The organism is Blautia sp. AF19-13LB (assembly GCF_003479105.1).
GTDB classification, from domain to species: domain Bacteria; phylum Bacillota; class Clostridia; order Lachnospirales; family Lachnospiraceae; genus Fusicatenibacter; species Fusicatenibacter saccharivorans.
The window spans coordinates 1-624 of record NZ_QUGO01000077.1 but is presented as its reverse complement, the minus strand read 5'-3'; the positions used below and the strand labels follow the sequence as shown (position 1 = coordinate 624).

The window sequence follows — 624 nt, the reverse complement described above, 5'->3', positions numbered from 1 at the left end:
GCATCAATACGGATGCAGTCTGTACCATCATGCGTCCAGACGGAACTATCCTGGGAAGAAAGTTTATTAACTTTTCCAGTGACAAAGACCGGATGTACCGTGCGCTGGGACGGATCCGAAGATTTCAGCGGGAACATGGATCGCGTCAGGCGCAGGGAAGATGGGCATATGCAAAACGTCTGAATACAGAGCTTGGCAGAAAAATTGCAAAGGAAATCGTTTTTTATGCATCAGAAAAGAAGGCAGATGTGATTGTTTTCGAATATCTGGAAATGAAAGGAAAACTTTCCGGGAAGAAAAAGCAGAAACTGCAGATGTGGAGAAAACGTGATATCCAGAAACGGTGCGGACAGCAGGCACACAGAAAGGGAATCCGAATTTCCCGAATCTGTGCCTGGAACACGAGCAGGCTTGCCTTTGATGGATCAGGAGAGATTGCCCGTGATACACGGGATCATCGTCTGTGTACGTTTCAGACTGGAAAAAGATACAACTGTGATTTGTCGGCATCGTATAATATCGGAGCAAGATATTTTATCCGTGAAATTTTAAAACCCTTGCCGGAAACGGAAAGGTCTTTGCTGGAGGCAAAAGTTCCTGCAGTAAAGCGTAGAACCTCATGTG

At 45.7% G+C, this 624-nt stretch carries 1 protein-coding gene; it reads left to right on the top strand.

The genetic code is table 11. The features are described from left to right. Positions 1-624, top strand: a 624-nt coding sequence (locus tag DWX32_RS19360; protein ID WP_243037657.1) for an IS200/IS605 family accessory protein TnpB-related protein, incomplete at both ends; no start/stop codon positions are given.